The 24,633-nt window shown below is 64.3% G+C and carries 21 protein-coding genes; 7 read left to right on the top strand and 14 right to left on the bottom strand.

Going from position 1 to position 24,633, the window contains the following annotated elements; all coding sequences use genetic code 11:
* Positions 1-96: 96 nt before the first annotated feature.
* Positions 97-1,617 carry an FAD-dependent oxidoreductase gene (locus ACLEJP_RS03710; RefSeq protein ID WP_440804577.1) on the top strand — a complete coding sequence of 507 codons (1,521 nt, stop codon included), beginning with the start codon at positions 97-99 and terminating at the stop codon, positions 1,615-1,617.
* A gap of 71 nt (positions 1,618-1,688) precedes the next feature.
* Positions 1,689-2,699 (top strand): aldo/keto reductase, encoded by a 1,011-nt coding sequence (locus ACLEJP_RS03705; RefSeq protein WP_440804576.1) that lies wholly within the window; start codon positions 1,689-1,691, stop codon positions 2,697-2,699.
* A gap of 44 nt (positions 2,700-2,743) precedes the next feature.
* Here ACLEJP_RS03705 and ACLEJP_RS03700 read toward each other — a convergent pair whose 3' ends face one another.
* The 8 genes from ACLEJP_RS03700 to hisN form a co-directional block, all read right to left on the bottom strand.
* Positions 2,744-3,814: a metal-dependent hydrolase gene (locus ACLEJP_RS03700; protein WP_440804575.1), complete on the bottom strand. Its 1,071-nt coding sequence runs from the start codon at positions 3,812-3,814 to the stop codon at positions 2,744-2,746.
* Positions 3,815-3,888: 74 nt separating this feature from the next.
* The gene (locus ACLEJP_RS03695) at positions 3,889-4,650 is read right to left on the bottom strand and encodes a 1,6-dihydroxycyclohexa-2,4-diene-1-carboxylate dehydrogenase (RefSeq protein ID WP_289135476.1); all 762 of its coding nucleotides are present in this window, start codon (positions 4,648-4,650) and stop codon (positions 3,889-3,891) included.
* A gap of 148 nt (positions 4,651-4,798) precedes the next feature.
* Positions 4,799-5,809: a benzoate 1,2-dioxygenase electron transfer component BenC gene (gene benC, locus ACLEJP_RS03690; RefSeq protein ID WP_440804574.1), complete on the bottom strand. Its 1,011-nt coding sequence runs from the start codon at positions 5,807-5,809 to the stop codon at positions 4,799-4,801.
* Between the two features lie 73 nt (positions 5,810-5,882).
* Entirely contained in the window at positions 5,883-6,368 is a 486-nt protein-coding gene (benB, locus tag ACLEJP_RS03685; RefSeq protein ID WP_440804573.1) for a benzoate 1,2-dioxygenase small subunit, read from the bottom strand.
* Positions 6,365-7,723, bottom strand: a complete 1,359-nt coding sequence (gene benA, locus ACLEJP_RS03680; RefSeq protein ID WP_440804572.1) for a benzoate 1,2-dioxygenase large subunit — start codon at positions 7,721-7,723, stop codon at positions 6,365-6,367. Before benA ends, benB begins: the two co-directional genes overlap by 4 nt.
* Before the next feature lie 83 nt (positions 7,724-7,806).
* Positions 7,807-8,793: an AraC family transcriptional regulator gene (locus ACLEJP_RS03675; RefSeq protein WP_440804571.1), complete on the bottom strand. Its 987-nt coding sequence runs from the start codon at positions 8,791-8,793 to the stop codon at positions 7,807-7,809.
* A 267-nt stretch (positions 8,794-9,060) separates the two neighbouring features.
* Positions 9,061-9,792 (bottom strand): hypothetical protein, encoded by a 732-nt coding sequence (locus ACLEJP_RS03670; RefSeq protein WP_440804570.1) that lies wholly within the window; start codon positions 9,790-9,792, stop codon positions 9,061-9,063.
* A 172-nt stretch (positions 9,793-9,964) separates the two neighbouring features.
* Positions 9,965-10,756, bottom strand: coding sequence for a histidinol-phosphatase (gene hisN, locus ACLEJP_RS03665; RefSeq protein ID WP_440804569.1), 792 nt, complete (start codon positions 10,754-10,756; stop codon positions 9,965-9,967).
* Between the two features lie 126 nt (positions 10,757-10,882).
* On the opposite strand from hisN, the gene ACLEJP_RS03660 reads away from it, so the two are divergent.
* Positions 10,883-11,773 (top strand): universal stress protein, encoded by an 891-nt coding sequence (locus tag ACLEJP_RS03660; RefSeq protein WP_440804568.1) that lies wholly within the window; start codon positions 10,883-10,885, stop codon positions 11,771-11,773.
* A 180-nt stretch (positions 11,774-11,953) separates the two neighbouring features.
* Entirely contained in the window at positions 11,954-14,089 is a 2,136-nt protein-coding gene (locus ACLEJP_RS03655; protein WP_440804567.1) for a TonB-dependent siderophore receptor, read from the top strand.
* 205 nt (positions 14,090-14,294) lie between these two features.
* Here the strand turns inward: ACLEJP_RS03655 and ACLEJP_RS03650 are convergent, their stop codons facing one another.
* From ACLEJP_RS03650 to ptrR, 4 genes are all read right to left on the bottom strand, one after another.
* Positions 14,295-14,816: an acyloxyacyl hydrolase gene (locus ACLEJP_RS03650; RefSeq protein ID WP_440804566.1), complete on the bottom strand. Its 522-nt coding sequence runs from the start codon at positions 14,814-14,816 to the stop codon at positions 14,295-14,297.
* 194 nt (positions 14,817-15,010) lie between these two features.
* The gene (locus tag ACLEJP_RS03645) at positions 15,011-15,757 is read right to left on the bottom strand and encodes a phytanoyl-CoA dioxygenase family protein (RefSeq protein WP_440804565.1); all 747 of its coding nucleotides are present in this window, start codon (positions 15,755-15,757) and stop codon (positions 15,011-15,013) included.
* A 54-nt stretch (positions 15,758-15,811) separates the two neighbouring features.
* On the bottom strand, positions 15,812-16,255 hold the full coding sequence (locus tag ACLEJP_RS03640; protein ID WP_440804564.1) for a carboxypeptidase regulatory-like domain-containing protein: 444 nt from the start codon (positions 16,253-16,255) through the stop codon (positions 15,812-15,814).
* A 108-nt stretch (positions 16,256-16,363) separates the two neighbouring features.
* Positions 16,364-17,248: a putrescine utilization regulator PtrR gene (gene ptrR / locus ACLEJP_RS03635; RefSeq protein ID WP_440804708.1), complete on the bottom strand. Its 885-nt coding sequence runs from the start codon at positions 17,246-17,248 to the stop codon at positions 16,364-16,366.
* Positions 17,249-17,355: 107 nt separating this feature from the next.
* Between ptrR and ACLEJP_RS03630 the strand changes: the two genes are divergently transcribed.
* The gene (locus tag ACLEJP_RS03630) at positions 17,356-18,741 is read left to right on the top strand and encodes an aldehyde dehydrogenase family protein (RefSeq protein WP_440804563.1); all 1,386 of its coding nucleotides are present in this window, start codon (positions 17,356-17,358) and stop codon (positions 18,739-18,741) included.
* A 37-nt stretch (positions 18,742-18,778) separates the two neighbouring features.
* Here the strand turns inward: ACLEJP_RS03630 and ACLEJP_RS03625 are convergent, their stop codons facing one another.
* Together ACLEJP_RS03625 and ACLEJP_RS03620 are read right to left on the bottom strand one after the other, a co-directional pair.
* Positions 18,779-20,689 (bottom strand): AAA family ATPase, encoded by a 1,911-nt coding sequence (locus tag ACLEJP_RS03625; protein ID WP_440804562.1) that lies wholly within the window; start codon positions 20,687-20,689, stop codon positions 18,779-18,781.
* A 95-nt stretch (positions 20,690-20,784) separates the two neighbouring features.
* A complete protein-coding gene (locus ACLEJP_RS03620) occupies positions 20,785-21,684 on the bottom strand; it encodes a helix-turn-helix domain-containing protein (RefSeq protein ID WP_440804561.1) in 900 nt (299 codons plus the stop codon).
* A gap of 192 nt (positions 21,685-21,876) precedes the next feature.
* On the opposite strand from ACLEJP_RS03620, the gene ACLEJP_RS03615 reads away from it, so the two are divergent.
* Positions 21,877-23,235, top strand: a complete 1,359-nt coding sequence (locus tag ACLEJP_RS03615) for a glutamine synthetase family protein (RefSeq protein ID WP_440804560.1) — start codon at positions 21,877-21,879, stop codon at positions 23,233-23,235.
* Between the two features lie 306 nt (positions 23,236-23,541).
* Entirely contained in the window at positions 23,542-24,630 is a 1,089-nt protein-coding gene (locus ACLEJP_RS03610; RefSeq protein ID WP_440804559.1) for a polyamine ABC transporter substrate-binding protein, read from the top strand.
* The last annotated feature ends 3 nt before the right edge of the window (positions 24,631-24,633 follow it).

Here is a 24,633-nt window from a genome sequence, read left to right as displayed (position 1 = left end):
CGCCAGCAGTGGCGTACCCTCTCCGATCGTCAGCTCGACGCATCCCCGCCCCGGCCCAGGCGTCAAATGGTTGCAAAGGCCCTCGGGAGAACGCCAATGACCCAGCACGCCGTGGCCCGCCTGGCCCAGCTTGACGAACACCGCCCCCTGCGCGTCCAGGCCGGCAGCGAAGAACTCATCCTGATCCGCCAAGGCGACCAGGTGCACGCCTACCAGGCCACCTGCCCCCATGAAGGCGCCCCGCTCGATGAGGGCGTGGTGTGTGGCGGCCTGCTGGTCTGCCCCTGGCACAAGGCCGCGTTCGCCGTTGACGAAGGCGCGCTGTGCGAGCCGCCGGCCTTGGCCGACCTGCGCCGCTACAAGGCCTGGGTCGACGGCGACCAGGTGTGGGTCGATGACCAGGCCTTGCCCGCCATCGAACCACCCCGGCACAGTGACGCCCGCTGCTTCGTGGTGGTCGGCGCCGGTGCTGCCGGCAGCGCCGCGGTCGCCACCCTGCTGGCGCATGGCTTCGCCGGCCGCCTGGTCTGGATCGACCAGGAACGCCAGCCCGCCTACGACCGTACCTCACTCAGCAAATTCGTGATCGCCGGGCAGATGTCGCCCGACGAAGTGCCTGCCCTGCTCGGCGCCGACGCCCTGCGCAAGGGCCGGCTGGAACGCAGGCATGGCAAGGTGCGCATACTGGACAGCGAGAAGCGCCAGGTCACCCTGGCCGACGGTCAGCAGATCGACTATGACGCCTGCCTGCTGGCCACCGGTGGCAAGGCGCAGCGGCCGGATATCCCGGGTGTCGAGCTGCCCGGGGTGTTCACCCTGCGCTCGCGGGAGGATGCCGCGCAGTTGCTTGACGCTGCCGAACCCGGCCAGCCGGCGGTGATCGTCGGCGACGGTTTCATCGGCCTGGAAGCGGCCTCGGCGTTGCGCAAGTATGGCCTGAAGGTGCACCTGGTTAGCCGCCATCAGGTGCCCCTGGCGCGCCAGCTGGGCGAGCGTATCGGCCGCAGTATTCGCGAGCTGCATGAGCGCAAAGGGGTCGTCTTCCATGGCCCGACTGAACTCCAGCGCATCGAAGGCCAAGGCAAGGTCGAAGCCGTGTTGCTGGCAAACGGCGAACGCTTGCACACGCCACTGGTGCTGCTGGGTACCGGGGTGAGACCGGCCACTGCGTTCCTTCAGGGTGTACTGCCAAACGCCGACAAATCGCTGCAAGTGGATGCCGAAATGCGCGTCGCAGAGGGCCTGTGGGCCGCGGGCGATATCGCCACCTTCCCGCTCAGCGGACGCCCGGTGCGTATCGAACACTGGCGCCTGGCCCAGCAGCACGGGGTGATTGCCGCTGCCAACATGCTCGGCGAACAGCGCCGCTACGCCGACGTGCCGTTCTTCTGGACCTACCAGCACGGCCGTACCTATGAGGTATTGGGGCATGCGCGGGACTGGAACCGTATCGAATTCGTCGGCGCGCCGGAGCAAGGCGACTTCATCGCCTTGCAATGTGTCGATGAACAGGTCGAGGCGGTCATTGCCAAAGGCTATTCCGATGCCATGGCGACACTGTCCCAGCGCATGAAGCGGCCATTGAGCCTGGCGCAGGCCTTGGCCCTGATCGGCTGAGCGGCGCCTTTCAATGCGCCCCGGTTGCGTGTAAAACAGGCAGCTCAGCCGACTGCATAAGGACCACGCGCATGATCTACCGCCGCCTCGGCCATAGTGGCCTGCAGGTTTCCGCCCTGACCTTGGGCAGCATGATGTTCGGCGAACAGACCCGCACCGAGGACGCCTTGCGCATCATCGACAAGGCCTGGGACCAGGGCATCAACTTCATCGACACCGCCGACGTGTACAACGCCGGGCGCTCGGAAGAAATCGTCGGCGAAGCGGTCGCCCGCCAACGCCAGGACTGGATCGTCGCCAGCAAGGTCGGCTTCGGCCCGGCCGATGGCCTGCCCAACCGCAGCGGGCTGTCGCGCAAGCATATTTTCAATGCCCTGCACGCCACCTTGACGCGCATGGACATGGACTACCTGGACATCTACTACCTGCACCGCGAAGACCACCAGGTGCCGCTGGAAGAAAGCGTGCAGGCCATCGGCGACCTGCTGCGCCAGGGCAAGATCCGCTATTGGGGCGTATCCAACTTCCGTGGCTGGCGGATCGCCGAGGTGTGCCACATTGCCGAGCGCCTGGGCGTCCCCAGGCCGGTGATCAGCCAGCCGCTGTACAACATCGTCAACCGCCAGGCAGAAGCCGAGCAACTGACTGCCGCCGCCGCCCATGGCCTGGGCGTGGTGCCGTACAGCCCGCTGGCGCGTGGCGTGCTCAGCGGCAAGTACGCCCCGGGCGCCGCACCGGACACTGGCAGCCGTGCCGGGCGCCAGGACAAGCGCATCATGGAAGTGGAGTGGCGCCAGGAGTCGCTGGCCATCGCCCGGCAGATCCAGGCCTATGTGCAGGCCAAGGGCGTGGGCATGGTCGAGTTCGCGATTGCCTGGGTACTGAACAACCGGCTGGTCAGTTCGGCGATCGTCGGGCCGCGGACGGAACAACAGTGGGATACCTATGGCGGCGCCCTGACGGTGCAGATCACTGCCGAGGATGAAGCCTTCATCGACTCGCTGGTAACGCCCGGGCATGCCTCGACGCCCGGGTTCAATGATGTGGCGCATTATGTGAGTGGGCGCGTGCCTCGCAGCTGACCCTCCGGCTTGACCCGCCATGAAACTGCACGCAGCACAGGCCGTCAGCGTTCGGCCGTACCGTCCCCCAGGTAACGGCCGGTCCAGGTAGCCAGCGGCAGCGGCGGCTGCTGTTCGACGATACGTCGCCAGATCAGCACCAGGTCATCGCCATTGAACATCGACCCCGGCCCGGCGCCCTGCCACAGCGCCGGGACATCGGTAATCCAGCGTCCCAGGCTGTCGCGGTGAGCCATGCTGAAGCGGAACGTATAGTTACCGGGTATCCCCATGCGCAGGTCGGTGACCACCAGTGCATCGCCGACCTGGTCGTAACGCAGCCAGTCATCGGTGAACCAGCGCAAGCGTTGGTGCAAAGGGTGGTCGGCGAGCGCCCCGGCCAGTTCAAGGTTGCGCGGCAAATGCTGCATTTCCGGAGCTTGCCGGTCGAACAGGCTGCTGATGCCTTCGTAGTAACCGCCATCCGGGGTCTTGGCCAGCACCCGCCAGACCAGGCTGTTGAACGCGATGGGCACCGCACGTACCTCGCTTGCAACAATGCCTTGCTGGTCGAGCGCTGCCTCGAAGCGCTGCTCGGCGGCCATGCGCCCGGCCAGGCCGAAACCCAGGTAGGCGGTGCTGAACAGCAGGGCCAGGCTCAGCCACCGCGTCGCCTTGGCCGTCAGCCCCTGGATGCTCGCATAGATGACCGCTGCCAGCAGCGGCAGGGTGTAGACCGGGTCGATGATGAATACCGCCGCCCAGCTCAGCGGAGTGGTCTGCAACGGCCAGAACAATTGCGTGCCGTAGACCGTGAACGCATCCAGCAATGGGTGGGTGACCAGGACCAGCCAGAATGCCAGGAACAGCCTGGGCAAGGTGTAGCCTTTGCCGGGCCAGCACTTGTCGACCAGCCAGGCCAGTAGCAAGGCCAGCCCGCTGAGCACGAACAACGAGTGGGAAAAGCCGCGATGGTAGGTCATCTGCGACACCGGGTCGGCGTAGCGGATGATCACGTCCAGGTCGGGCAGCGTGGCCAGCGCTGCACCATACACTAGCGAACGACGGCCCTGGATGCGGCCCAGCACGGTACCTTGCAGGGCGGCGCCGAGAACGGCTTGGGTGATGGAGTCCAAAGGTGGCATTCCTGAAGGGTAGGTTTGCGCAAGCTACCCTCATCCAGCCGCGAGGTGCAATTCCCCGCTCACATTCAGCCGAGGTCGCCGCCCCCCACCGGCAACGTCACGCCGGTGATGTACGAGGCCTCGTCGGAAGCGAGGAACAGAATTGCGCCGACCTGCTCGTCGATGCTGCCGTAGCGGTGCATCAGGCTGCTGTCGAGGGTCTGCTCGACGATCTGCTGGTACCAGCGCTGTTCCTGCTCGGTCTGTTCGGCGCTGTTGCGCGGCACCCGCCGGGGCGGCGCTTCAGTGCCGCCGGGTGCGGTGGCGTTGACGCGAATGCCGCGGCCCGCCGTTTCGAACGCCAGGCAGGCGGTGAGCGCGTTGACGCCGCCCTTGGCCGCCCCGTACGGCACGCGGTTGATGCCACGGGTGGCGATCGACGAGACATTGACGATGGCGCCGCTGCCACGCTCGAGCATGTAGGGCAAGGCGGCGTGGCAGCACCACAGCGTGGGGAACAGCGAGCGGCGCACTTCGGCTTCGATCTGCTCCACCTGGTAGTGCTCGAAAGGCTTGGCCCAGATCGTGCCGCCAACGTTGTTGACCAGGATGTCGAGGCGGCCGAAGGCGGCCACGGCGCTGGCCATCACCTGCGCGCAGTCGGCATGCTGTTCGAGGTCGGCAGTGAGGGTGAGCATGCCCTCGCCGGCCAGTTCGTGGACCAGCTCGGAGCGGTCTACCGCCACTACTTGCGCGCCTTCGGCCTTGAGCCGCCAGCACACGCCCCGGCCGATGCCCTGGGCGGCACCGGTGACCAGGGCGACCTTGCCTTGGAATCTGTTGTTCATATCCATTTCTCCGGTTCGCCATGGCAGCTGTGGGAGCGGGCATGCCGGCGAACGCATCCGGCCAGACAACGTCGTTGAACTCGCTGGCCTCTTCGCGGGCACGCCCGCTCCCACACGGTTGGCGTATTGCTTGCGATGAAAGAAGCGGTCAGGCCGCTGCCGCGAACTTCTCGTAGTAGAAGTTCGCCGGGGTGATGCCCTGCTCACGCAGGTACCGGCTCACCGCCTCGACCATCGGCGGCGGGCCGCACAGGTACACGTCGACATCGCCATCGTTGAGGTGGCGCGGCTCGATGTGCTGGGTCACGTAGCCCTTGCGTGGGTACTGGCTGTCGGGGTTGGCCACGCAGGCGCTGAAGGTGAAGTTGGGGATGCGCGCCGCCAAGGCCTGCAGACGGTCGAGCTCGACCAGGTCGAAGTCGTTGGTCACGCCGTAGATCAGGTGCAACGGGTGGGCGCTGCCCTGCTCGGCGATCTTCTCCAGCATTGCCGTGAACGGTGCCAGACCGGTGCCGCCGGCCAGCAACAGCAGCGGGCGCTGGATCGGCCGCAGGTAGAAGCTGCCCAGTGGCCCGGCCAGGGTCATGCTGTCGCCGGCCTTGGCCAGGCTGGTCAGGAAGCTGCTCATCAGCCCGCCTGGTACGTTGCGGATCAGGAAGCTGACCTCACCACCCTTCTGCAGCGAACTGAACGAATAGGCGCGGCGCTGCTCGCTGCCCGGCACCTTGAGGTGGACGTACTGCCCGGGCAGGAACGCCAGGCGGTTGAGCGCCTCACCCCTGAGCGACAGGGCGATGGTACTGGCCGACAGCTGGCGCACCTCGCTGATCGCGGCCTCGAAACAGGCCTGCTCGGTCTTGCACAGCTGCGACGAGGCCGGAATGCGGATCACGCAGTCGCTTGCGGCGCGCATCTGGCAGGTCAGCACGTAGCCGGCGGCGATTTCGTCCTCGCTCAGGGCGTCCTCGATGAAGTTGTCGCCCAGCTCGTAACGGCCGGACTCGGCCTTGCACTTGCAGGTACCGCAGGCGCCGTCGCGGCAGTCCAGCGGAATGTTGATGCCCTGACGGTAGGCAGCGTCGGCCACGCTTTCATGGCCGCTGGCTTCGATGAAGCGGGTTACCCCGTCTTCGAAATTGAATGCGATCTGGTAGCTCATGTTGCACCTCGCGGGGCGAGCCGGGCCACGACGCATCGCAGGACGCACCGGGCAGCACTGGCCAAACCCTGGATCAGATGTGGTAGATGTCGATGACCTGGCGCACGTAGTCGTTCTTCAGCACCACCTTCTTGGCCTTGATCAGCGGCTGCTCGCCGCGCAGGTCAAGGGTGTAGAAACTGCTGCCGAAGTAGCTGTCGGTGGTCTTGTAGCGGAAGCTCAGGGTGTGCCAGTTGAAGCGCACCTGGCATTGCCCCTCTGCCTGCCCGACGATCTCGATGTTGCTGATGTGGTGCGCGGTGCGGGTGTCGGGCACGGTCGCGCTGGAACGCTCGGTCTTGATGCGGAACACGCGGTCTTCCAGGCCGCCGCGGTTGCCATACCAGATCAGCGAGATTTCGCTTTGCGGGTCTTCGGTCAGGGTGTCGTCATCGTCCCAGCTCGGCATCCAGAAGGTGGCATCGCTGGCGTACAGCTGCAGCCACTGGTCCCACTGGGCATCGTCCAGGTAGCGCGCCTCGCGGTAGAGGAAGTCGCGCACGGTGTCATACAGGCTCATTGCACGGCCTCCACGGGGATCAGCTGCTGTTCGTCCTTCAGGGCCTGGATCATGGTGTCCTGCCAGTACTTGTGCTGCAGCACGAACAGGCCTTCGTCTTCGGTGCGCACGCCAGACAGCAGCGGCTTGAGCTCGATCTGCCTGGCCGCCTCGTCGGCGCCTTGCACCCAGTGTGCAGCCCCACGGGACATGTCGTTCCAGCCGCTGCCGCCGCCGTAGCCGGTCTGGCACGAGCGGAACTCTTCGAGGTCGTCCGGGGTGGCCATGCCGCTGACATTGAAGAAGTCTTCGTACTGGCGAATGCGCTTGGCGCGGGCATCGGCGCTCTCGCCTTTCGGCGCAATGCAATAGATGGTGATTTCGGTCCTGTTCACCGAAATCGGCCGGGCGATGCGGATCTGCGAGCTGAACTGGTCCATCAGGTACACGTTCGGGTACAGGCACAGGTTGCGCGAGTTCTCGATCATCCAGTCGGCACGCGCCTGGCCGAAGTCGGCCGCCAGCTGTGCACGGCGCTCGTAGGCCGGGCGGTCCTCCGGGTTGGCCCAGCGGGTCCACAGCAGCAGGTGGCCGTGGTCGAAGGAGTAGAAACCACCGCCCTGCTTGGCCCAGGCCCCGGCGCTCATGGTCTTGATCTCCTCGCCCGCCTCGCGCTGCTTGCGCTGGTTCTGGGTGGCGGCGTAGTTCCAGTGCACGGAACTGACGTGGTAGCCGTCGGCACCGTTTTCCGCGGTGAGTTTCCAGTTGCCTTCGTAGATATACGAACTGGCCCCCCGCAGCACTTCCAGGCCTTGTGGCGACTGGTCGACGATCATGTCGATGATCTTCGCCGACTCGCCCAGGTGTTCGGCCAGCGGTTTGACGTCGGCTTTCAGGCTGCCGAACAGAAAGCCCCGGTACGACTCGAAGCGCGCCACCCTGGTCAGGTCGTGGGAGCCATCGCAGTTGAAGCTGTCGGGGTAGCCGGCGTTGCCGGGGTCCTTCACCTTCAGCAGTTTGCCGCTGTTGTTGAAGGTCCAGCCATGGAACGGGCAGGTGTAGCTGGAGCGGTTGCCGCGCTTGTGTCGGCAGAGCATGGCGCCACGGTGGCTGCAGGCGTTGAGAAAGGCATTCAGCTCACCGTCCTTGTTGCGCGCGATGAAGATCGGCTGGCGCCCCATGGTCAGGGTGAGGAAGTCGTTGTTCTCGGGGATCTGGCTTTCGTGGGCCAGGTAGATCCAGTTGCCCTCGAAGATGTGTTTCATCTCCAGGTCGAACAGGCGTGGGTCGGTGAACATCTCGCGCTTGCAGCGGTAGATGCCCTTTTCACGGTCATCCTCGAGCAAGGCATTGAGGTAGTCGAATCCCAGGGACATGGCCAGGGTCTCCCTTGTTATTGTCTGGACCCGGTCAGGTTAGGGGTTGGTAGGCGGCAGCAATATCCGCTTTGTGCGCGGTGCTATCCGTTTTCTGCAGGGGGTGGGTGTGTTCCGCGCCGGTTGCGGAAGGTTTCCGACGGCAGCTCGCCGAACTGCTGCCGATACACCTCGGAAAACCGCCCCAGGTGCAGGAAGCCGTAGTCCATGGCCAGTTCGGTCACGCTGCGCACGGCGCAACTGGCGTCGCCCAGGCAGGCATGCACCTGCGCCAGCTTGCGCTGGCGCACATACTGCTTGGGCGTGGTGCCCAGCTGCCGGTCGAACAACGCATACAACGAGCGCAGGCTCATGCAGGCCTGCTCTGCCAACGCTTCGGCGGAAAGCTCGAGCTTCAGGTTGCGTTCGATGTAGTCGAGGATCCGTTCCAGGCTTGCGCCGGGTGAACCCAGGCTCTCGCGGCAGACATTGGTACTCATCAGCGTCAACAGCTTGCCGGCGACGATCTGGCTGTAATGGCCTTGCACTCTTGGCAGCGAACCACTGACTTCCGCTTCATGGCAAACCATCGCCAGCAGGTTGACGAAACCGTCCAGCTCTTCCAGCCGGTAGTGGTTGCGCAGGAAGCGCACGCCGCCATCGGGCCGCTGCCAGCGCTGTTCGTCACAGATCGATTCGAGCAGCCGGGTCGGCACCTTGAGGATGAATTTTTCGCAGTCGTCCGAATAGGTCAGGTCGACCGGGTCTTCCGGGTTGATCACAAGCAGCTCGCCTGGCACCAGGAGCTGCTCACGCTTGGGCCCGCGCCACAGGCAGTTGCCATTGAGCAGTACCTGCAGGTGATAGATGGTTTCCAGCGCTGGCGAGGTGACCCGCACACTGCCACCGTAGCTGATGCGGCACAGGTCGAGTTCGGCAAACTTGCGGTGGCTGAGGCTGGCCTGCGGATGGGTGGTGCGGGACAGACCGATGCAATGCTGGCCTACATGCTGGTTGACATAAGCGGACACAGCACAAGGGTCGGCGTGATGAAACACGCTACTGCGCTCGCTCAGCAGGCGGCTTTCCATAGGCAGGGCACTCGGTATCGTTGTTGTTCTGGTCGCCGCTTCCTACGGCCCGGTGGGCTGTGGTTGCGGTCGTCACGGTCAGTCTATCGAGGCGGTTGGCGCAGGTGCGGGCAAACGACAACCGGTGCATGGGCCCACTTAAGCAAATTGGCCGGGGGTGGGCAACGCATCTGCGCGAATGCCGGGCGGATAGCGCACAGGGCGCTGGCGCAGGCGTTCGATTATCGAACGCTATTTCCGTGTGGCGGCTGCTCACCCCTGCTGCATTCATTGCACAGGCAGGAAATTCATCAACAACAGGCTCTGCGCATAATTCAGACCAATCCGCCGATACCGCTCATCCAGCAATTCGGCGAGCAAATCCAGGCGTGCCACGATCTTGCCGAACTCCACGGCAAAACTGAGATTGCTGCCCTCCTCGGAGATTTCATTGGAGAACAGCAGCAGTTCGCCGTTGGCATCCTGTCGCTGGCTCAGCATCCAGGTAGCCTTTTCGATATTGCGTGCAGCGTTGTTGACGAACAGCGGGTCGATGGTATCGGTCATGTAGAACTCGGTACGCCCGCCATGCGCCGTGATCAGCATGCTGCCAATCGCGTAGATGAACGCGCCTACCCGATCGCCGCGAAACTCCGGGCTCAGGGCATAGCTCAAGGCCGCCAGGTCACGGCGCTGGCCCAGTTGCGGCAGCGGCTGGCGGTGTTCGATGGCGATGCGGATCTGCCGCTCGGCAGTGGCCGCATCCACGTAGCCGGACAGTTTCCACTGGCTGGGGTTGCGCAGATACAGCTTGTTCATCAGCAGGTACAAGCTCTGCAGGTTGTCGCGCATGGACAGCGTGGCCATGCGGTCGACACTGGTCTGGAACAGCTCGCTGGGCTTGCCTTTGCCGAGCTGGTCGAGCATGTCGCGGCCCTGTTCCTGGGTGCAGGCGCACAGGCAGCTGAAGGCGCCAACCAGCAGCAGGCGTGAGAGGATTTTGGGACTGCTTGCAACCATCGGCACCGGGTCGATATTCGGCGGCTGTACCGGGTATCGGCACAGCCTGGCCAAGCATAGAGCCCGGAAACGGGAAAAAGTGCAGTGCCTGGGGAGCTAGCGAGCCTCCATCCCTACCATCCGTGGACAATGTGCAGCCCCCGCGACCAGGGCTGCACAAGCAGCACGCCGCTCACATGGCATTGCGTAACATCTTCACCATCTGCGCATGCAGCACCGGGTCACCGCAAGCCACCACGCAGCCACCATTCTGCGCGCTGCTGCCATCCCAGGCGCTGATCACCCCACCCGCCCCTGCGATGATCGGCATCAGCGCCTGGACGTCATACGGCTGCAGGCTGGCCTCGACGATCACGTCGACAAACCCGCTGGCCAGCATGCAATAGGCATAGCAATCGCCGCCGTAGCGCATCAGCCGCGCCTTGCCGGCAACCGCCTCGAATGCAGCCTTGCGTTCAGCGGTATCGAACATGTCCGGGGTAGTGCACATCAGCGTCGCCGAGGCCAGGTCACGGCAGGCGCGGGTCTTCAATGGCGTACCGTTGCGCCAGGCGCCTTCCGGCGTGCCGACGAAGCGTTCTCCGGTGAATGGCTGGTTCATCACCCCTACTACCGGCTGCGTGCCGTCGTTAAGGGCAATCAGTGTGCCCCACAGCGGCAGGCCGGTGATGAAGGCGCGGGTGCCGTCGATCGGGTCGAGCACCCAGGTCAGCGGGCTGCTGCCGACCGCCACTCCGGCCTCCTCGCCGAGAATGCCATGCTCGGGGTAACGGGCCTGAATCAGCGCGCGCATGGCATCTTCGGCCGCCTTGTCGGCCACGGTCACCGGGTCGTACAAACGCCCGCCTTTGTCCTCGACATCCAGGCTGGCGCGGAAGTAGGGCTTGATCGCTTCAGCGGCAGCATCGGCCAACTGCTCGGCAAAGGCGCGGTACTCGCCGATCTGTGCAGCACTCAGGGACATGGGACGGGCCTCGTGACAAAGATGGGGCACGCATCATACCCGACCCATCGCCCCGCTGTACGCTGCACCGGTCTAGACTGAACATGACCAGATCACCCGGGGGGCTGCCACACGTGGAGGTGTGCGATGAGCCAGTTCAAGCGTCTGTTCGTCATGCTCGGCCCGCAGATGCGTCACACGCCGGCGCTGCAGCGCGCGGCGGCGTTGGCGGAATCCAACGGGGCCTTGCTGGACATCAATGTGTTCGTCGACGATGTCGACACCTTCGGCCTGATGAGCGACAGCCGCGAACGCGAACGACTGCTCAGCGACAACCGCCAATGGCTGGCGGACGAAGCCGAACAACTGGGCAACGCCGGCCTGGATGTGTCCACCGAGTTGCTGCTCACCCGTGACCCATTGGGCAGTGTGCTGGAACGGGTCGAGCGGCTGGGGTGCGACCTGCTGATCAAGGACGTGCAGCACGAACCCGTGCTCAAGCGCCTGCTGGTGACGCCACTGGACTGGCAACTGCTCAAGGACAGCCCGGTGGCCGTGCACCTGGTCAGCGATATCCGCCTGCCCCTGCCCCGGCAGATCGCTGCCGCAGTGGACCTGAACAGCCACGGCCCTGGCGAGCACCTGGACCAGCAGGTGATCCACAGTGCCCATGCGCTGGCCCTGCAGTGCAACGCCGAACTGCACCTGCTGCATGTATGCGATGCGGCCAGGACCCACATTGCCGACTTCGGCGCCGGCACGGTCACCATGCCCGGCTTCGACAGCAGCCTGCGAGCCGCCCAGCGCGCGGCGTTCAACCGCCTGGGCGACCACCATCAGATCCCGCTGGAGCGTCGGCACTTCCTGGAAGGCCCTGCGATCAAGGCGATTGCCCAGTTCGTCGGCCATAGCCGGGCAGATGTGATCGTGATGGGCAGCCACCGGCACGACGCCCTGCAGACCTTCCTGGGCGGGACCACCGCGCATGTCCTGGAACATCCGCTGTGCAATGTGCTGGCGATCAAGGCGCTTCGCTGAGTGTTGATCTTCGCTGGCTTGTTCGCGAGCGTGCCCGCGAACAAGCCAGCTGCGAATCGCCTGCCTGGTAAGTGGTACAGCAGTGCCACATAAAAATAATGCGTTTGATAATGATTCGTAGTAGTTTTGCGCCGCTCCAGCCCCTTACCTTCAGCGCTCTACTTCAGGATCGTCCCGTCGATGCGTCGCACGTTCGTTTCGCTTTGTGTGCTTCATGCCGTCTCCCCGTTGGCCTTTGCCGAGCCAGAACCGCTCGGCACGCCCTCCCAGATCGAACTGCAGGCCCTGAGCATTACCAGCAGCGCCGACAGTGAACGTGCCGATGGCCCGGTGGACGGCTACAAGGCCACCCGCTCGGCCAGCGCCACCCGCACCGACACCGCGCTGCATGAAACCCCGCAATCGGTCAGCGTGGTGCCCAAGGACGTTCTGCAAGACACGGGCGCCACACGCCTGCAGGACGGCCTTGACTACGCCGGCGGCGTCGGCCGCGCCAACAACTTTGGTGGCCAGGGCCTGACCACCTTCACCGTGCGCGGCTTTACCAGCGGCGAGTTCTACCGCAACGGCTTCCCGATCAACCGCGGTTACCCCAACGCCCCCGACGCCAACACCGTCGAGCGCCTGGAGGTGCTCCGTGGCCCGGCCAGCAGCCTGTATGGCCGCGGTGACCCCGGCGGCACCTTCAACGTGGTCAGCAAGCAGCCGCTGGCGGAGCCGAAGGTTACCCTGGGCAGCCAGTTCGACGACCAGGGCATGCACCGTGCCACCCTGGACGCGACCGGGCCGCTGAACCAGGATGGCTCGCTGGCCTACCGCCTGAACCTGCTGGGCGAAGGCGGCGACAGCTTCCGCGACGACGTGGAGAGCGAGCGCTACGACGTGGCGCCGGTGCTCAGCTGGCAGGTCAACGACAGCACCAAGGTCGTCTTCGAGGGCGACTTCATGCGCAACAATCACCCTCTTGATCGTGGCCTGACCCGCTACCCCACTCAGACCGGCAGCGCCTCACGCGATACCTACATCTGGGAGAAAGGCAGCGACAACCTGCTGCACAACGATAACAACATGGCCCAGTTGCGCTTCGAGCACCTGCTCAATGAAGACTGGACGTTGGGTGGTGGCTTCCAGTACCTCGATGGCTCGCTCAAGGGTAATGCGGTCGAGGGCACGCGATTGCAGGCAGATGGCCGGACGCTTGACCGCAACTTCAACTACCGCAAGCTGGAATGGACCGACCGCGACTGGCAGTTGAACCTGACCGGGCATTTCGATACCGGTACACTCAGCCATACCCTGCTGACCGGCATCGAGTACGAAAACTACCACTACAGTTCGATTATCCGCCGCTCCACCGCGTCCTACCCGATCGATATCTACGACCCGGTACTGGGTCAACCGCGGCCGGAGCTGAATCCGACGCCAACGACCTGGGACAATGAAAAGCTACAGACCTGGGCCTTCTTCATCCAGGACCAGGTGGCGCTGACCGAGCGTCTGAAGGCATTGGCCGGTGTGCGCTTCGAGCGCTTCGAGCACGACTACGACGATCGCCGGGCTGCCAACCGCGATTTCCAGAAGGGCGAGAACGGCGTCACGCCACGCTTCGGTCTGATCTACGACCTGACCGATACTGTGGCGGTCTACGCCAACACCGCCCGTTCGTTCAAACCCAACACGGGCACGCCCGCCGGCAACGGTAGCAGTGGCTTCGACCCGGAAAAAGGCAAGTCCTACGAGCTGGGCGTGAAATGGGAGGCGCTCGATCGTCAACTGAGCGTCGACGCGGCGATCTACCACATCGTCAAGGAAAACGTACTGGCCAACGACCCGAACGACCCCACCGGTACCTACAAGATCGCCGCCGGTGAAGTGCGCAGCCGTGGCCTGGATATCAACATCGCCGGCAACCTCACCCCGGAATGGCGCATGATCGGGGGCTATGCCTACGTTGACGCCGAAGTGACCGAGGACACGACGCTGCCCAAGGGCACCCACCTGGCCAATATCCCGCGCAACAGCTTCAGCCTGCTCAACACCTACGAATTTCAGGATGGCTTGGCCAAGGGACTGGGGTTGGGCGTCGGCGTGAAGTACGTGGATGACCGGGCCGGGCAGACAGCGGCCAGTACCTACACCATGGAAAGCTACAGCGTGGTCGACCTGTTGAGCTTCTACAAGGTCAACGAACACGTGCGCCTGAACCTGGATGTGAAGAACCTGTTCAACAAGGGTTATGACGAGGGGGCGTTCAACAACTACGTCTACCCGGGGGCGCCGCGCACGGTGCAGGCCGGGGTTTCGTATACCTTCTGACAGTTCCCGGGGCTGCCTTGCAGCCCCGCGCGACACAAGGCCGCTACAGGTACCGCGTCAAATCGAAGCCGATGTAGGAGCGGATTTATCCGCGAGCAGGCGACGCGGTGGCTGCACCGGCTGTGCCAGTAATCGCGGCTGAGGCCGCTGACAGGAAGCGCGGCGGCCTTGTGTCGCGACGGGCCGCGAAGCGGCCCGCGGGGTCTCAGAAGCCTTTGCTGTAGAACAGCGAGTACGACTCGATCCCGTCGTTAGGCTGCTTGAGCCCGGCATTGGAGTAGTGCATCGCGCGGATCCCGACCTTCTGCTCCCCCGGCAACTTCAGGCCAAAGCCGATGCGGTCTTCGAAGTTGAGCGACGAGCCCAGGCGCTGGTCGCCCACGTCGGTCTTGGAAAACGCCGCCAGGCCGATACCGGCCTCGATGTACGGGGTGTAGCTGAAACCGCTGAATTCATAGGTGAATACCGGGCTGAGCGACAGCGAATGGGCGCCACTGGCTTCACCGCCCTCCCAGTAGGTGTAGGCGGCATCCCAATAGCCGCTCACGTAGCCGGTGCTGCTTTCCAGCCATTTCTTGTCCCAGTCGAACGACAGCCCGATACGGTAGGTCATGTCGCCTTGGCTGGTGGCGCCAACGGCGCCGGACACCTGCGCTGCCTGGGCCAGGTTGGCCCCGGCAAACGCCAGCACTGCAGCGGCCAGCGAAGCTGCTAGACGGGTTTTCATCAATGACTTCTCCTGATGGTCATACAACAAGCGGGGGCTTGGGCCCCTCGATATTCTGGGTGACCGCTACCTGAGCGCCGGTCACATGAAGTAATACTTTCCTGATTATTGTCCAGATAATCAGAAAGTTGAAAGTGTATTGCCACTATTGGCTAATTACTTCGCTCTGCATCTGGCGTGCCGGCATCGGCACCTCAGTCGTATTCCGCTTCCGCATGCTCACCCAGCAGGCGTCGCTGCCGGGGCGTGGCCGCCTCCAGCACCTGCGGGTTGAAGCGCCAGTTCAGGTACGGTGAAAACTTCTGCGCCACCATGCGTCGGCCGTAGTGCACCTGCAGCATGTCGCGTTCACGTGCATCGCTGCAGTTGGCCCCGCCGCTGTGCCAGACATCACTGCGAAACACCAGCGCATCCCCTGCCCTGCATAGCACCGGCTCGGCCTTGCGACCCTGCCACTGGTCCTCGCCAGCCTGCGGCGGCCGCGCCGCGCGGTGACTGCCGGGCACGATCCAGGTCGGCCCGATCGCCTGGTCGATGTCGCTGAGGTACAGCTGCGCGGTCAGGATCTGCACAGGTTGCACGAAGTCGCCGCGTTCGCGGAGCCAGTCGGGCAACTGCATGGGCAGGTGGTCCAGGTGCAGGGCCATGCCGGGGTAGCCCGGGTGACTGCGCCATGCGGTCTGCCCGATCACATGGCAGTCAGCGCCCAGTGCCGCCTCGGCCAGGTCGATCAGCGCTGGCAGGTCAAGAAACGGCAACCACAACGGGTGGCGGTTGAACACGCACTTGTAGTGTTCCAGCAGCCCCTGGTAGTCCCAGTGGATCGGCTGCAAGTCATCGATGGCGCAGCGCAACAAGGCGATGCGCAAGGGGTCGAGCAGCGCAGGCAGCAGCACATAGCCCTGCTCGTCCAACGTCTGCAGTTGCTGGTCCAGGCTCATGACAATGCGCCTCTTGCAGGCGGGAGTACAGTTGTACTCCCGCCGCGTTCGCCATCAACGCCAGTTCAGGTTGACGGTCGCCGGTGACTTGCCGTTGACTGTCACCACCTGTTGCACCGTCTCGCCCTGGGCGTTGCCAGTGACTTTGTATTTGCCCGGCGGCAACTGTACGTACAGCAGCGGCCCGGCATCCGCGATGCTCAGCACAGGCTGCCCCTGAGCATTCTGGATATCCACGTTGGCACCGCTCTGGAACTTGCCTTCCGGGCCGGTCGAGAGCTCGACGTGGAGGTCATAGCCCGGGGTCTTGCGCAGGGCATTGGCCTCGTCCTGGCCAATGCCGCCTTGCAGGTAGCGTACGCCGTTCTGCTCCTGCGGCTGCAACTGCACGGCCTGCATGTCGATCGGGGCGTTCAGGTCGGCGGCGGCCGCCAGGGTCCAGGGCAGCGCCAGGGCGACCAGCAGTGCCGCGCCCAGGGCATAGTGATGATTACGCATGGTACGACCCTCCGTTCGAGGATGGCTTACCTATTATCTGATCCTCCTGGACAGACAGCGTTCGTGCAGACCCGTGGTCGCCTGGACGAAATTCACCTTGATGGGCAGCTATTCGCTGCCTGGACATAAGGTTGTGCGGCGTTCTTCAAGTAATTTCACGAACATGCTCAAGCTGCGCGATACCGTACCGCGTCGCCATACCAGCCAGGTTTTCAGGTAGCGGAAGTCCTCTGACATCGGCCAGGCGCTGACCGTGCTGCAGCCGGGCATGTTGTCGAGCATGCTGCGTGGCATCATGGCCAGGCCGGCGCCGGCGCTGACGCAGGCCAGCATGCCGTGGTACGACTCCATTTCGTGAATCTTGCCTGGCACCGCCTGGTCCTGGACGAACCAGTTCTCGAAGTGGTGGCGGTACGAACAGTTGGCGCGGAAGGCGTAGATATTCTCGCCATTGACGTCCCGGGCGCGGGTTACCGGGGCATGGTTGAGCGGTGCAATGACCATCATCTCTTCCTCGAATACCGGCATACCCTCCAGGGTCGGGTGCAGCACCGGCCCGTCGACGAATGCCGCCACCAGGCGCCCGGACAGGACGCCCTCGAGCATGGTCCCGGATGGCCCGGTAGACAGGTCCAGGTCGACCTTGGGGTAGCGCTGGTTGTAGGCCGCCAGCAAGGCCGGGATGCGCACTGCCGCCGTGCTTTCCAGCGAGCCCAGGGCGAAGGTGCCTTGCGGATCCTCGCCGGCCACCGTCAGGCGCGCCTCGTGAACCAGGTCGAGGATACGCCGGGTGTATTCGAGGAAGTTCCAGCCTGCCGGTGACAGGCGCAGGCGGCTCTTTTCACGAATGAACAGTTCCACGCCAAGGTCTTCCTCCAGCTGCTTGATGCGTGTAGTCAGGTTCGACGGTACCCGATGGATGTGCTGCGCGGCGGCGCTGATGCTGCCCTGTTCGGCGACCGCCTTGAAGATTTCCAGTTGCACCAGGTCCACAGTCATTCTCCAAACGTGAATGTTTCGCTCATTATTATTCAGTTTTCATTAAAGCCCCAGCCCACTAGTCTGGCGTCTCGGATCAACGACAACGAGAGTGTCCCGCCATGAGCGCGATCAGCAGCCTGACCCACGCCATCTCCCTCGACCCGTACAGCGGTGAGCAGATCGGCGCCTACCCGTTCGACACCGACGCCGCACTGGAAGCGGCGCTGCAACGTGCCAAGGTTGGCTTCCGCCAGTGGCGCCAGGTGTCGCTGGGTCAGCGCAGCGAGTACTTGTTGGCGCTGGCCAGCACCCTCGAAACCAAGGCCGAAGCCTTCGCCCAAATGATCAGCCGCGAAATTGGCAAGCCGGTTGCCCAGGCCCGTGGCGAGGTCAGCAAATGCGTCGGCCTGTGCCGCTGGTACGCCGAGCACGGCCCGGCGATGCTCGCTGCCGAGCCGACCCAGGTGGAAAAGGCCCGCATCGAATACCGCCCGCTGGGCCCGATCCTGGCGGTGATGCCGTGGAACTTCCCGGTATGGCAGGTACTGCGCGGTGCCGTGCCGGCGATCCTGGCTGGCAATACCTACGTGCTCAAGCACGCCCCGAACGTGATGGGCAGTGCCTACCTGTTGGCTGAGCTGTTCAAGGATGCCGGCCTGCCAGAAGGCGTGTTCGAGGTGCTGAACGTGACCCCGGACGGTGTCACCCGGGCCATCAACGACCCGCGCATCGCCGCGGTGACCCTGACTGGCAGCGTGCGGGCCGGCATGGCCATTGGTGCGCAGGCTGGCGCGGCGCTGAAGAAGTGTGTGCTGGAACTGGGCGGCTCCGACCCGTTCATCGTGCTGGCCGACGCCGACCTGGATGCCGCCGTGAAGGCGGCGGTGATCGGCCGCTACCAGAACACCGGCCAGGTCTGCGCAGCGGCCAAGCGCCTGATCGTCGAAGCCAGCGTCGTGGAGGAATTCACTCGCAGGTTCGTCGACGCCACCCGTGGGCTGAAGGTGGGCAACCCGCTGGAAGACGACACCTACATCGGCCCGATGGCCCGTTTCGACCTGCGTGACGAGCTGGATGGCCAGGTCCAGGCGAGCCTCGCCGAAGGCGCTACCCTGCTGCTGGGCGGGCACAAGCTCGACGGTGTGGCCAACTTCTACGCGCCTACCGTACTGGCCAACGTCACCCCGGACATGACGGCGTTCCGCCAGGAGCTGTTCGGGCCGGTGGCGGCGATCATCAGCGCCCGTGATGCGGACCATGCGGTGGAGCTGGCCAATGACAGTGACTTCGGCCTGGCCTCGACCATCTATACCGCCGACTACGCGTTGGCCGAGCGCATGACCGCAGCCCTGGATACCGGTGGCGTGTTCATCAACGGCTACTGCGCCTCCGACCCCCGCGTGGCGTTCGGCGGGGTGAAGAAGAGCGGCTTCGGGCGCGAGCTGTCGCACTTTGGTGTGCGTGAGTTCACCAATGCGCAGACGGTCTGGCTGGATCGTAATTGATTTGATGCCCTGGGGCTGCAAAGCAGCCCCATCTGGCTCAACCCCGAACCTGGTCCTTGACCCAGTCCAGCATTCCCCCCGGCACGATCAGTTCATGCCGCGCCCGCGAACAGGCGGTGTACAACCCGGCCAGCATCCGCGCGCGCTCGTTGCGGTTCCCAGCCACCTGCGGCGCCACCATCAGTTCCGGCGACACCATGACCCGGGCAAACTCCATGTTCTTCACATCCCGCACCCGCCCCAGGAACAGCTTGGGCGCCTTGTCCCAGCGGTAACGGCTCTTGGCCCTGGCAAAGTGCTCGGGGGTGTAGCCCTTGCGCAGCATGTTGGCCACGGCAACGAATGCCTTGTCATCGCCCTTGTCCTGCTCCAGCGCCTGCCAACTGGCATAACGGAACAGCATCGGGTGACGCGGCCGGGTGCCATGGCGATACAGTTCGATGCAGTCCTCGACGAACAGCTCGAAGTCCTTGCGCGCGCTTTTCAGCAGCACGAACGGCACGTTCAGGTGCGCCAGGCGCTGGAACCAGCCGAACAGGCCCCACTCATCATCGACGATCAGTGCGGTGGGCTGTTCCGGAACGCTGACCGTGTCGAAGAAGCTGACCCGGGTGTAATGCTCGGCGCTGCCGCTGAAGACACCCTGGATCGCCGCCGGATGTGCCTGGATCAGTGGGTTGAGCACCTTGTCCATGGCCGGCCCGGCGCGCAGTGAGCGGTCGATGCAGCGCTGGCGAATGAAGCTGCCATGGTGCGGGCTGAGGCCGTTGAGGTTCTGCAACTCGTCACCCAGGGCAATGATCGACTGCGGGCTGCGGTCGAGCACGGCGAGCATCGGCGCCGACAGTTCGTGGGCCTCGTCGACGATGACATGGGTGTAGCGGCTGTCGATCACGTCAGCAGTCAATGACAACAGTTTGACCCGGTGATAGTCGCGTACCGGCAACTGGATTTCCCGGGCGGACGGGCGAATCAGTTCCTGCCAGTACAACCGTGCCTTTTCCAGCAGCACTTCTTGATCCAGCGGCGTGGTGCCCGGCCCGGCCCACGGCAGATGGTGCAGCTGCAGTTGGCTGTCGGCGCTGTGGCAGAAGGTCCGCACCGCGCGAATGCACAACGCCACCACCTGGCGGGCAGCAAGCGGGCCGATGTCGGGAATGCCCAGCCAGCGGACCACCTGCGCCTCCTGCGGGCGCCACGACAGCTTGGTGCGGTATGGGTCGCGCAGGCGCCAACCGTTGCTGGTGAGGTCGCGGTTGAGCAGTTCGTCGGCCAGTTGGCCGAAGGTCAGCGCCGTATAGGCCGCCGCGTCCTTGACCCGCGCCTGCAAGGCGTGCAACTGGCCTTCGGTCAATGCCAGCAACAGCGTACGCTGGGGGTCGAGCAGGCGGGCGAACTGATGAATCAGGAAGGTCTTGCCGGTACCGGCGAAACCCTGCACGGCCACCGATTCGTCGATGCCACTGAGAAACTCGCGCAGCAGCCGGTGCTGCTGGTCGCTGAGCATCAGGTCGCTGGCCAGCGCGGGCAGGTACACCGGGTGCAGCGGTGTGGCGCGCTGGCGGTAGCTGTCGGCGAACTGGAAGTTCCACTGGCCTTCGCCGTCCAGCAGCTCGTCAGCCTGGTACGCCACCTCGTTGGACACCAGGGCGATACCGTTGTCGCCGAGCATGCCCAGGCCCATCGCGAAGGCCTCACGGTCGAAGTGCTGCGCTACCTGGCCCTGGAAACGCCCAGGTGCGGCACTCTCGACCTCGTTGGCGATGCGCACGATTTCAGCGAAACGGCGCTCCTGCGCGTCCGCCGAGGCCGTGGCGGGCTGGCGCGGCAGGTTTTGCACGAACAGCACGGTAGCGGCTTCCAGCAGGCTGGCGGTACTGAAGAACTCGGTAGCGGGCTCGCTGGCGAGGCGGTCGGCCTGGTCGCTGGGCAAAGGCAGGTAGAACATCGGCACCTCGGGTGGAAACAGGCCGGCACGATAGCAATTTTTGCGCAGCGATGCAGGGTTCAGTGCTGCCTGGGAGGGCAGCCGGTTTCCGACGCTCAGCCCCTGCCCCGCTTCAAGGTCTCGCTGGGAAATTCCTTGAACAACTGCCGGTAACTCTCTGAAAACCTTCCCAAATGCCAGAACGACCAGCGCATCGCCACCTCGGCCACGGTCGTTCCGCCGCTGCGCAACAGGTCGCGCCGCGCACCGTTGAGCCGACGCAGGCGCAACCAGTGCGCCGGAGACATTCCGGTAAACGCCTTGAACGCCTGCTGCAGCTGACGCAGGGAAACCCCGGCAACCGCCGCCAGTTCCACCAGGTTCAAGGTCTCCTCCGGGCAGTCGGCCGCCCACTCGCTGACCCGCCGCATGATTGCCCGCTCTTCGTCACGCCGCCCCAGGGCCACGCCCTGCAGGCGTTGGCACGCATTGTCGAGGATGAACAGGCAGTCATCCAGCAGCTGTTCCGCCAGGGCCTGCCCCTGCAGCGGGCAATCGGCTTCACCCAGGCGGGTCAGCGTGGCGCTCAGCCAGCTGCCGAACAGCGCGTTCTGGCCGCTGCCCAGCGGCACCATGAACAACCCTTCGAGACGCTGTGGGTCCAGGCCATGGCCGGCCAGGAAGGCCTGGTCGAACACCACCGCCACTTCCTGGTAGTTCTCCGGGGTGATCCAGATGTTGCGGCTGTGTTCGTTCAACAGGTACAGGCTGTTCTCGCTGCGGTCGAAGCAGAACGCCAGCGAACCGCTCGGCGCGCGGAAAAACTGCTCGACCCGGGTGTTCAGGCGCTCCTCGTACACCTCCACCCCCTCCAGCCCCAGGCAACGCAACTCACCGCTGAAATGCCCGGGCGACATCTGCCGGTATTGCTGCTGCCACGCCGGGGTGGCACGCACCTGTTCGGTGACATCGGTGGTATGGAAGGCCTGGACTTGCAGGGCATTGGCGGTTGTCACGCGCGGTCCTAGTTGCACTCTTTTGGTGCATTGTTTGCCGGAGAAAGTGGATAGATCGGCCACAGGGGCTGCGACCAAGATAGTCTCCAGCGCGTCAACTGGGAAGCGCAACGACTTCGGAGCCCCTTCTGGAAGTTGTAACGAAGTCGCCAGGCATGCGCTCTGCCACTCAAACCCACCCAAGAGGTCTGTATGAACGCCCCCTTCGATCAGCTGTCCACCTGGCTGAAAGAACACCGGATCACCGAAGTCGAATGTGTGATCAGCGACCTGACCGGCATCGCCCGCGGCAAGATCGCGCCCACCGCCAAGTTTCTCCACGAGCGTGGCATGCGCCTGCCCGAGAGTGTGCTGCTGCAGACGGTCACCGGCGACTACGTCGACGATGACATCTACTACAACCTGCTGGATGCCGCCGACATCGACATGGTCTGCCGCCCCGACCCGACAGCGGTGTACCAGATCCCGTGGGCGATCGAACCGACCGCGATCGTCATCCACGACACCTTCGACAAGCAGGGCAACCCCATCGAACTGTCGCCACGCAACGTACTGAAGAAGGTCCTCAAGCTGTATGCCGACAAAGGCTGGCAGCCGATCGTGGCACCGGAGATGGAGTTCTACCTGACCCAGCGCTGCGAAGACCCGGACCTGCCGCTGCAGGTACCCCTGGGGCGTTCCGGCCGTGCCGAAAGCGGTCGCCAGTCGTTCTCGATCGATGCCGCCAACGAATTCGACCCGCTGTTCGAGGATGTCTATGACTGGTGCGAGATCCAGGGCCTGGACCTGGATACGCTGATCCACGAGGACGGCCCGGCGCAGATGGAGATCAACTTCCGTCACGGAGACGCGCTGGACCTGGCCGACCAGATCACGGTGTTCAAGCGCACCATGCGCGAGGCGGCGCTCAAGCACAATGTCGCGGCCACCTTCATGGCCAAGCCGATCACCGACGAGCCGGGCAGCGCCATGCACCTGCACCAGAGCGTGGTCGACATCGCCAGCGGCAAGCCGATCTTCGCCAATGAAGACGGCAGCATGAGCCAGCTGTTCCTGTACCACATCGGTGGCCTGCAGAAGTACATCCCCAAGCTGCTGCCGATGTTCGCCCCCAACGTCAATTCGTTCCGCCGCTTCCTGCCGGACACCTCGGCACCGGTGAACGTCGAATGGGGTGAGGAAAACCGCACTGCCGGCCTGCGCGTGCCCACTTCCAGCCCCGAGTCGATGCGCGTGGAAAACCGCCTGCCCGGTGCCGATGCCAACCCGTACCTGGCCATCGCCGCCAGCCTGCTGTGCGGCTACCTGGGCATGGTCGAGCGCATCGAGCCCAGCGCACCGGTGCAGGGCCGTGCCTACGAACGACGCAACCTGCGCCTGCCGATCACCATCGAAGACGCCCTGCAGCACATGGAAGACTGCGAGACCGTGCAGCAGTACCTGGGCAAGCAGTTCGTCCAGGGCTACGTGGCGGTCAAGCGTGCCGAGCACGAGAACTACAAGCGGGTGATCAGCTCGTGGGAGCGTGAATTCCTGATGCTGAGCGTCTGATTCACCCACCCCGACGCGCTGACCTCAAGCCATGCGCAGTACCTGTGGGAGCGGGCAAGCCCGCGAAACAGGCGACGCGGTGGATGGCACGGGCTTCGCCCGTGTTCGCGGGCCCGCCCGCTCCAACAGGGATCGCGCCAGCTTTTACAAATTGAGCAAGACAGTTGCTCCCACAGGTACAGCGCAGGCTTCAGGTTCATGGAGAACCTGGGGGAGCTGGCTTGTCGTGGCGACGAACCGCGGCGATGGGCTGCAAAGCAGCCCCAACACACCGAACTCGAAAAACAAGACCAACGAGGTGTTCCCATGCGTCATCTGCAAACCTTGATACCCGCTGCGTTCACCCTGCTGTTCGCCAGCACCAGCCACGCCACCCCCTCGGTCAGCGTGTACAACTGGACCGACTACATCGGCGACACCACCTTGGCCGACTTCCAGGCCAGCAGCGGTATCAAGGTGGTCTATGACGTGTTCGACTCCAACGAAACCCTGGAAGGCAAGCTGCTGGCCGGGCGCACCGGTTATGACGTGGTGGTACCGTCCAACCACTTTCTCGCGCGCCAGGCCCAGGCCGGTGCCTTCCTGCCGCTGGACCGCAGCAAGCTGCCCAACTGGCAGCACCTGGACCCCAAGCTGCTCAAGCAGCTTGAACAGAACGACCCCGGCAACCGCTATGCCGTGCCCTACCTGTGGGGCACCAACGGCATCGGCTATAACGTCGACAAGGTCAAGGCGGCCCTCGGCGTCGATCATGTCGACTCATGGGCCGTGCTGTTCGAGCCCGAGAACCTGAAGAAACTCAAGCAGTGCGGCGTAGCATTCATGGATTCGCCCGACGAACTGTTCCCGGCCGTGCTCAACTACCTGGGCATGAACCCGCGCAGCGAGCAGCCGGCCGACTATGCCAAGGCCGAAGCCCGGCTGCTCGAACTGCGCCCCTACATCACCTACTTCCACTCCTCCAAGTACGTCGCCGACCTGGCCAACGGCGATGTCTGCGTGGCCTTCGGTTATTCCGGCGATGTGTTCCAGGCCGCCAACCGCGCCGTGGAAGCGAACAACGGCGTGAAGGTCGCCTACAGCATTCCCAAGGAAGGCAGCAACCTGTGGTTCGACCTGCTGGCCATCCCCAAAGACGCCAACAACCCGGAACAGGCCCTGGCGTTCATCAACTACCTGCTCGACCCGAAGGTGATCGCCAAGGTCAGTACCACGGTCGGCTACGCCAATGCCAACCCCGATGCCCAGGCCTACATGGATGCATCGCTGGTCGACAACCCCGAGGTCTACCCGCCCCAGGACGTGCTCGACAAGCTGTATATCTCCAGCACCCCGAGCCCGAAGATCATGCGCGTCATGACCCGCTCCTGGAGCAAGATCAAGTCCAACCGCTGAGCC

The organism is Pseudomonas sp. SMV7, assembly GCF_052041995.1.
Lineage (GTDB): Bacteria > Pseudomonadota > Gammaproteobacteria > Pseudomonadales > Pseudomonadaceae > Aquipseudomonas.
This window is presented reverse-complemented; position numbering and strand designations above follow the sequence as displayed.